General features: G+C 63.9%; 6 protein-coding genes. 3 read left to right on the top strand and 3 right to left on the bottom strand.

Going from position 1 to position 7649, the window contains the following annotated elements:
- On the top strand, positions 1–1184 hold a 1184-nt coding region (locus ACRDUX_RS03000), incomplete at its 5' end, for a thioester reductase domain-containing protein (RefSeq protein ID WP_526410876.1).
- Here ACRDUX_RS03000 and ACRDUX_RS02995 read toward each other — a convergent pair.
- Positions 1181–2122: an SAM-dependent methyltransferase gene (locus ACRDUX_RS02995; protein ID WP_526410874.1), complete on the bottom strand. Its 942-nt coding sequence runs from the start codon at positions 2120–2122 to the stop codon at positions 1181–1183. The genes ACRDUX_RS03000 and ACRDUX_RS02995 overlap by 4 nt on opposite strands.
- 170 nt (positions 2123–2292) lie before the next feature.
- On the opposite strand from ACRDUX_RS02995, the gene ACRDUX_RS02990 reads away from it, so the two are divergent.
- A complete protein-coding gene (locus tag ACRDUX_RS02990; protein ID WP_526410878.1) occupies positions 2293–3102 on the top strand; it encodes a methyltransferase domain-containing protein in 810 nt (269 codons plus the stop codon).
- Between the two features lie 33 nt (positions 3103–3135).
- Here the strand turns inward: ACRDUX_RS02990 and ACRDUX_RS02985 are convergent, their stop codons facing one another.
- Entirely contained in the window at positions 3136–4866 is a 1731-nt protein-coding gene (locus tag ACRDUX_RS02985; protein ID WP_526410872.1) for a fatty-acid--AMP ligase, read from the bottom strand.
- A gap of 235 nt (positions 4867–5101) precedes the next feature.
- On the opposite strand from ACRDUX_RS02985, the gene ACRDUX_RS02980 reads away from it, so the two are divergent.
- Complete coding sequence (locus ACRDUX_RS02980; RefSeq protein ID WP_526410870.1) at positions 5102–6241, top strand: extracellular solute-binding protein; 1140 nt, start codon at positions 5102–5104, stop codon at positions 6239–6241.
- Here ACRDUX_RS02980 and ACRDUX_RS02975 read toward each other — a convergent pair.
- Positions 6238–7611, bottom strand: a complete 1374-nt coding sequence (locus tag ACRDUX_RS02975) for an FAD-dependent oxidoreductase (protein WP_526410868.1) — start codon at positions 7609–7611, stop codon at positions 6238–6240. The genes ACRDUX_RS02980 and ACRDUX_RS02975 overlap by 4 nt on opposite strands.
- Between the last annotated feature and the right edge of the window lie 38 nt (positions 7612–7649).

Raw genomic sequence — 7649 nt, 5'->3', positions numbered from 1 at the left:
TCGGCCGCTACCTGGCCCTGGAACTCCTCGAACAGATGCAGCAGGTCGACGGCACGTTGATCTGCCTGGTGCGGGCCACCTCCACCGAGGAAGCGCGGCGCCGTCTGGAGAAGACCTTCGACAGCGGCGACCCGAAACTGCTGGCCCACTTCCAGAAACTCACCGCCGACCATCTGGAGGTCATCGCAGGCGACAAGGAGGAAGCCGACCTGGGATTGGACCAGCAGACCTGGCAGCGACTGGCCGACCCCGTCGATCTGATCGTCGATCCCGCCGCCCTGGTCAACACCGTCCTCCCCTACCGCGAACTGTTCGGGCCCAACGTCGTTGGCACCGCCGAGCTGATCCGCATCGCACTCACCACGAAGCTCAAGCCCTATGCCTACGTGTCGACGTCCGGTGTCGGCCACCAGATCGAGCCGTCGACCTTCACCGAGGATGCCGACATCCGGGTGATCAGCCCGACCCGCACCGTCGACGACAGCTACGGAAACGGCTACCCCAACAGCAAGTGGGCGGGCGAGGTACTGCTACGCGAGGCCAACGACCTGTGCGGCCTGCCGGTCTCGGTATTTCGGTGCGACGTAATCCTGGCCGACACCACCTATGCGGGCCAACTCAATGTGTCGGACGTGTTCACCAGGACGGCGCTGAGCCTGGTGGCCACCGGCATCGCGCCCGCCTCGCTCTATCAACTCGACGCCGACGGCAACCGGCAACGCGCGCACTTCGACGGGCTACCCGTCGGTTTCGTCGCCGAGGCGATCGCCACACTCGGCGCCCAGATGGTCGACGGATTCTCGACCTATCACGTGATGAACCCGCACGACGACGGCATCGGGTTCGACGAGTACGTCGACTGGCTGATCGAAGCCGGTTACCCCATCGAGCGCATCGGAGACTTCGGAGAGTGGTTGCAACGCTTCGAAGCCGGCCTACGGGCCCTACCGGAGCGACAGCGCCGTCACTCGGTCCTGGACGTGCTGCAGGTCCTGTTGCAATCTGCCACGCAGTTACGACCCCCAGAGCCGAACCGCGGGCCCTACGCGCCGACCAGCCGGTTCCGTGCTGCGGTGCGGGAGGCGAAAATCGGTCCGCACGAAGACTTTTCGGACATCCCGCACGTCTCGGCGCCGATCATCGTCAAATACATCACCGATCTGAAACTCCTTGGACTGCTCTAAGCCGTTTGAGGATCTCCAACATCGTTGGTGTTCAGAGGCTTCCGCGCCGACGCGATGACGTAGTCCGCGAAGCCGTTTGCTCGTTCCCACAGCGATACGCCGCGGCACCTGGCGCGATCGTCCTCCGTCACGTCCACCACGACTTCATTCATCTTCTTCTTTTCCTGAACGCGCTGCCAAACGTACTTGGCCATCGCAGGAAACACGTCTTCCCGGATCGATTCCACGTGAACATCGGCAAATCCCGCGGCAGCCATACGCCGGGGATATTCATTCCTGTCGTAGTAATTGGCCTTCGGAATGTGACCGTACTTTCGGCCGAAAACGGTCGCCAGGCCGGATTTCGTGCCTGGTTTCGGGAGCATGTCGGCGAGCACGATGATTCCTCCCGGTTTGAGGACGCGAAATGCTTCACGCATGAATTGGTCACGCGTGTCGAAGTGGAATGCGCATTCCAGGGCCAAGACTTTGTCGAACGAAACGTCGGCGAACTCCATTGCGGTCGCGGAACCTAGTCGAATGTCGATTTGTTTCCCCAGCTCCCGTTTGGCGACGCGTTCCCGACCCTTGTGCACGTGCACGGGGGTGACATCGATGCCAGTGATGTGAGCGACCTTGAAGCGATCGAGAATAACGAAGTCCTGCTCCCCGAAGCCGACGCCGATGTCGAGGACTCGGTCGCTTGGCGATAGCCCGGCCCGCGTTCCCAGGAGTTCGACCATTGCGACACAAGCGTCCGGATAGGTGCGAGCGACTTTCCAGTAACCGAGGTTGAGCCAGAGCGGCTTGGAGTCGTCGACGTATCCTTCATTTTGGAAGTCGATGACGTCGTCGCCAATCATCGTGTAATAAGCCGCGGCATCTTTCTGTTGCATCAGACGAAAGGAGCGGAAAGCCGTCCGGAGCCCCGAGTAGATCGAAAATGCAATTCGGTCCATCTTGTTCCTTAAGGGAAACCTGGTGGTTTATGGTAGCGCGTTTCGATTCCCTCGTTGCGCGAATCTACGGGTCGAGGTGCTCGGTTCGTTCAGGGCGGTCCGATCGGGACACGTTTGCGCCAAAAGAGTTTGGCGCAAACGGCAGTCGGTCACTGCCCTCATCGTTCATGATGGTCTACGTGAACACGAATCCTGGCGAGATTGTGAGCATGCCTCGGGGCGGGCCGGACGCCTCCTGGCTGGACCGGCGGTTGCAGACCGACCGGCTGGAATACCTTGACCGCGACGACGTCGACGATCTGAAGCAAAAGGTCATCGAATCATTGGACCGTGGTGGACGACGACGATGGTTGGGCACCTACCAGAAGATTGCCCAAATGGTGCTTGCCGAGGTCGCCGATGTCCCCTCTCCGAAGATCCTCGAACTCGGGGCCGGCCTCGGTGGGTTGTCGAGCAAGCTCCTGGAGAATCACCCCACTGCTCAAGTGACGGTCACCGACATCGACCCCGCATTCGTGGCCGGTGTCGCCGCCGACGATCTCGGCAAGAACCCGCGTGCCACGGTGCGGGAAATGGATGCCACCGCCATCGACGCCCCGGCCGGGTATTACGACCTCGCGGTGTTTGCGTTGTCGTTGCATCACTTGCCGCCTGAGCTGGCCACCAGAGTCTTCGCCGAAGGCACGCGAGTCGCGAACAAGTTGATGATCGTCGACCTCCGCAGGCCGCGAGCACCGCTGCACGTGCTGTTGCTGGGGGTGGTGCTGCCCTTCAGTCGGGTCCTCCCGGTGGCGCACGATGGGTTCATCAGCTCGCTACGTGCTTACAGCCCGTCGGCACTGCGTGCACTCGCACATCATGCCGATCCCGCGATCACCGTCGAGTTCCGCACCCAACCGTTGGGCCCGACCGTGGCAGTTGCCAGTCGCGCCGGGCAAGGGGCCGATCCCGAAGAGGTCGCGAACCCCGATCCCGCTTGACCTCTGAGGTACACCGCTTCGATTGGGCGCCAATCACTTTGGCTCGGCAGCCAAACGGTGAAATCCACTGTTTCGATAGAGTTCGACGCAGGCTGCTCGCCGGACTTTGCCGCTGGTGGTGATGGGAATCGAGCCCTGCGCCACCAGTACGACATCCTGGACGCTCACCCCGTGCGAATTGGATATCGCCGAAGTGACGCGCTCCCGGACGTCGCGCAGGTTTTCGGCGACTTCCTCCTCGGACTGGCCTCGCTTCTTGACCTCGACGATGACGGCGAGCTTCTCCGTGGGTTCATCCAGGATCGCGATGGCCGCGGCTCGGCCCCTCGATATCTCCGTGACCGTTGCCTCGATGTCGTCGGGATAGAGGTTGCGCCCACGCACGATCAAGAGGTCCTTGATGCGGCCGACGATGAACAGTTCACCCTCCGAGAAGAAGCCGAGGTCTCCTGTTCTCAGCCAACGATCTTCGGGTGTGCCCGCCGAAGGATTGCTCAACGTTGCACCGAAGGTCTGCTCCGTCTCGACCGGCTTGTGCCAATAGCCGGAACTGACGTTCTCGCCGTGCACCCAAATCTCGCCGATCGTCTCCGAAGGCGTCTCGCTCGCGGTGTCGGGATCGACGATCCGCACGATCGGTGACCGCGGCCTTCCATAACTCGCCAATGGCGTACCGGCATCACATCGTTCGGCGTGGCCGGCTGCCAGCTTCTCGCGCTCGAACTCGACGAAGTCGGGCGGTGCGCCTGGCGCATTGGTGGCGACGAAGACCGTCGCCTCGGCCAGGCCATACGAGGGCCGTATCGCCGACTCGGGAAAGTTGAAGGGTGCGAACCGTTGGTTGAAGCGTCTGACCGTCGTCGGGTTCACCCGCTCGGCACCGCAATTGATGAACGCCACGTCCCCAAGGTCGAGACCGGCCAAGTCATCGTCTGACGTGCGTGCCGCCGCGAGTGTGAATGCGAAATTCGGGGCCGCCGACAATACCTGCGGATGGCGTGCCAGCGATTGCATCCACCGGGCGGGCCGCTGGAGGAACGCCATCGGCGTCATGAACTCCGTGGCCCACCCACCCAGAATCCCGGTACACACACCACACATCAATCCCATGTCGTGATAGAACGGCAGCCACGAAACAGTGGATTTGGGCATCGGTTTGTCGGCCGCGAAGTTCAAGACCATCTGCTCCCAATTGGCCAACAGATTGCGATGCGAAACCACGACGCCGGCGGGCGTGCGGGTCGACCCGGATGTGTACTGCAGATACGCCACGTCCGAATAGCCGCGGCGCCGCGCGCTGGACCCCCTCCGGGAATCCAGGTCCAGCGAATCGACGTCGAGGATCGAGGGAATGGGCCCGTCCGCTGATGGCTGCGCATAGGGAACGACGCTCTCGACCGCGGTGGACGTCGTGAGAATCACCGAGGGCGACGCGTCCCGAAGCACGGCCGTGACACGTTCGTCGTGAACACCGACCGCAGGAACCGAGAGCGGAACTGCGATCAGTCCCGCCTCCAACGCCCCAAGAAAGGCGACGATGTATTCGAGCCCCTGCGGCGCCAATATGACGGCGCGGTCACCGGTCGAGCCGCAGCCATCGAGTTCCAGTGCCAGGTTCAGCACGCGCCGATACAACTGCGCCCACGTCAGACTTTCGGCGGCACCCTCCCAATCTCGCTCGTAGTCGAGGAACGTGAAGGCCGTGTCATTGGGCTGCAAGCTCGCGCGCTCGCGCAGTACGACGCGAATAGAAGACTCGATCATTGGCAGATCCCCCCGACCCCGGCTCACGCTCGAACAGCGTATCGAGATTGGGGCGATCAGCCACCCATGTTTGGCGATTACGCCGAGGTCACTCCGAACCCAGTGGAGCGCAGTCTGACTCGATCCGCAGGCTTGCCGGCCGAGGGACGGACAATCCAGAACCGGCTGCCATCGACCGGATGTCGCGATAGTGTTCCAAACGCCAGGTGCGCCTCCTACCTCGGAAGGTTCGGCAATGATCAACTCGACGACCAACTCACGGTTCCTCGCAGTGGCCGCGTCCGCCCTCGTCGTCATTGGATTGGTGGCGTGCGCTCCCCCGGAGAAGAAGGACACCGGCAACCAGACGGAGTCCGGAGTGAACGCCAGAGAGGCCACCTCGGCGGCCGACTTCGGCGGGATGGACAAGCTGATCGAGGCCGCGAAGGCCGAGGGCGCGCTCAATGTGATTGCGCTACCGCCGGATTGGGCCAACTACAAGGAGATCATCGACACCTTCTCGACGAAGTACGGCATCAAGGTGAACTCCGCCCAGCCCGATGCCAACAGCCAGGACGAGATCACCGCCGCCAACCAGCAGAAGGGCAAGAGCACCGCGCCCGACGTCTTCGACCTGGGGCAGGCGATCGCGTTGGCGAACACCGCCCTGTTCGCGCCCTACAAGGTGGCCACGTTCGACGACATCCCCGCGCAGTTCAAGGACCCGAACGGTACCTGGGTCAACGACTACGGGGGCTACGAGTCCGTTGGCTACGACTCGTCGAAGGTCCCTGAGCTAACCGCGTTCAATGACCTGCTCCGCCCCGAATTCAAGGGCAAGGTCGCCCTCAACGGTGACCCCACGACCGCCAGCGCCGCGGCCAACGGCGTGCTGATGGCCGCGATCGCCAACGGCGGTTCGGTGGACGACATCGCCCCGGGTGTCGACTTCTTCCACCGGCTCAACGCCGCAGGCAACTTCGTGCCCGTCGACCCGACGCCCGCGACCATCGAATCCGGCCAGACGCCCGTCGTCATCGACTGGGACTACCTGAATTCGGCCGAGACCAAGAAGATTCCCACCTGGAAGGTGTTCGTGCCGTCCAATGCGCTGGTGGGGGGCTACTACTTCCAGGCGATCAACAAGGACGGACCCCACCCCGCCGCAGCCCGGCTCTGGCAGGAGTTCCTCTACAGCGACGAGGGCCAGAACCTCTTCCTGAAGGGCCTGGCCCGACCCGTGCGCGCGGACGCGATGGCCAAGGCAGGCACCGTCGACAAGACCCTGCTCGACGCGCTGCCCGCGGTACAGGGCGCCCCGGTGATCCCCACCGATGAGCAGAGCAAGAAGATCTCGGAGTACCTCGGGGACAACTGGGCCAAGGCCGTCAGCTAGGCAACCCGGACGTCCTGGCGGATGAGCTCCGCCTGGACGGCAGCGATGTCCAGGTCTGGCAGGGATCGGTCCGCGCGGATCGACAGCGCGGCCGCCACGCCCGCGCCCTGGCCGGTGACGGCGCAGCACGACATGTTCCGGGTCGCCGCGTGCGCGATGCGGTCCCCTCCGGTGGCACGCCCCGCGACGATCAGGTGGCGGACCGCCCGCGGCAGCAGCGAGCGGTACGGGATCTGCAGGTAGCGTCCGGTCGTCGGTAGTACCAGCACGCCGTATCCGTCGATGAACTCGGGGTAGATGCCGATGCTGTCGGAGAATCGACCCTGCTCGCGAACGTCGGCCTCGGTGAGGTTGTAGACGGCGTCGATCTTGCGGGTGTCCCGGATGCCGATGGTCATCCCAAAGTTGCGGAGTCGAGCGGCCTCACAACCGGGCGTGTAGCGACGCAACGCCTCGATCGCCAGCATGGCCTGCCTACGACCCTCGATCTCGAAGCGGGTGAGACTGTCGGGATCGGTACCGTCGCAGCCGGCGAGGTGGACCAGGTTCATGTAGGTCAACTCGCCGGTGTCGTGCATCGCCCCCCACGTGCCGCCGATCGTGTTCAGGTCGACCGGAAGCAGGCCGTCCGCGATGGCCTTCTCGAACGGCTTGCCGAGATACGGCGAGTAGAGGTCGGCGTCCTTCTCGTCGGTCTCGGCCGCGAATTCACCCGCCGCCCAATCGCGGTACGTCTGCGGGTCTTCCGCCACCCCCTCGAGGAACGCTGCCTTGTCGACACCGGCGAGGTGGAACATCACCGAGGCCGCCATCATGTCCTCGACTGGTGTCTTCTGGACCGGCGCGCCCGCCCGCGTTGCCACGTCGGCATCCCCGGTCGCGTCGACGACCCGCTGCGCCAGGATCGCCTCGCGACCGGCCTTGGACTCGGTGACGATGCCGATGATCGTGTCGCCGTCCATCAGCGGTGCGACGAACTGGCGGTGCAACATCGCGTGGATGCCCGCCTCCCCGACCAGTCGGTCGGCAACGAGCTTGAAGCCTTCGGAGTCGAGTTCGTATGAGAGCGACTGACTTTCGGGAACCGCTGCGCCCATCTCCTTGGCGCGTTGCTCGAACTCCCAGCCGATTCCGCCTGCCTCAACCGTCTGCTCGCGGCGGTACCAGGCGAAGCCCTCGACGCCGACCGTGGTGATGTTTCCCCCGAAACACCCGAACCGCTCGACGAGCGCCACGTGCACCCCGGCGCGCGACGCCGCCAGGGCGGCAGCGAGGCCACCAGGGCCCGACCCGACGACCAGCACGTCGGTCTCGTGGATGACGTCGATCTCGCGGCTCGGTTCGGTGATGGTTCTCGGACGCTCCGGCATGAAGCGGGATCCTAGCCGCCGAACATGCTCATCAGGTG

The sequence above is a fragment of the Mycobacterium sp. genome, assembly GCF_050701675.1.
Taxonomy (GTDB): domain Bacteria; phylum Actinomycetota; class Actinomycetes; order Mycobacteriales; family Mycobacteriaceae; genus Mycobacterium.
Note: the sequence above shows the minus strand (reverse complement) of the source record. Positions and strands in the feature narration are given on the sequence as shown.